The sequence below is a fragment of the Okeania sp. SIO2B9 genome (genome assembly GCF_010672505.1).
Lineage (GTDB): Bacteria > Cyanobacteriota > Cyanobacteriia > Cyanobacteriales > Microcoleaceae > Okeania > Okeania hirsuta.
This window is the reverse complement of the sequence record NZ_JAAHGK010001797.1, coordinates 1-1,058: the sequence shown is the minus strand read 5'-3', so window position 1 is coordinate 1,058 and position 1,058 is coordinate 1. Positions and strand designations below refer to the sequence as shown.

General features: G+C 36.1%; 1 pseudogene. It reads right to left on the bottom strand.

Annotated elements, in window-relative coordinates:
- Positions 1 to 263: 263 nt before the first annotated feature.
- Positions 264 to 863: pseudogene (locus tag F6K13_RS34500) on the bottom strand (diguanylate cyclase domain-containing protein).
- Positions 864 to 1,058 lie beyond the last annotated feature (195 nt).

Here is a 1,058-nt window from a genome sequence, read left to right as displayed (position 1 = left end):
TGAAAAAATTACGACATGAATTATTAAACTTAATTAACCCTAAAGTTTTAATCACGACCAGAAATAAACATAGTAGATTAACCCTATAGATAGCTATTTAGTATTTAAATGAAAAAGAGGTAATATTAGAGCTGATTTATCAAGTAAATATTAAGAGGCTGAATTCCTTGGAAGACAAGGGTTTTGGGAGTTATAGCCCAAGATGCCGAAATCCCTGAAAGTTAGATTACATAAAGATTTTAGCTAAGTTTACAAATCAGCTCTTAGAACGCCCCTCCACCTTTTTTACTGTCTCCAGATGTACCATTATTGTCTGGTGTATATTTTGCAAGAATAGATGATTTTAAAAAATAGGTATCAACATCTGTGTAAGTCTGATTAGAGCTATAGTAATTAATACCAATACTGGTTCCCACTGGTACAATATGGTCTTCTAATTTAAAAGTTTGATTAATTGTGTTGCGAATTTTGTCAGCCACTCTGGAAGCTCCTATTTGTCCTGGAATACCTGGTAAAATCACAGTAAACTCATCACCTCCAAGTCGGGAAACTGTATCACTTCCTCTTCAGCACCCTGGCAATCTTTGTGCTACTAATTTTAATAATAAGTCTCCTATATGATGACCCAGGGTATCATTAACAGCTTTAAATCCGTTGAGGTCTAGAAATAGTAGACCAACCATTTGTTCATTCACATTTGCCCACTCAATAGCTTGACTTAAACCCTCATAAAATTGCTTACGATTAGGTAATCCTCTGAGGGGATCGTGATTAGCTTGATGATGTAAAGAATCTCCTAAAAGCTTTAGTTTATCATTATCAATCTTTAGTCTTGTTGCTGTTTCCTTCAGGTTTTCCTCCATTTTTTTTCATTCGGTAATATCTCTAATTAGGGTTTGCTGAAAAAGTATGAGTGGTAGGGGTAGGAGACAGGAGACAGGAGACAGGAGACAGGAGACAGGAGAAATTGGAATTTATAGGAGGTAGGAGCGGGCGTTTTGTAAGAATGATTTTTCTGCCCAACTATGCGCCTAAAATACGCTCCATGCATGAGCATA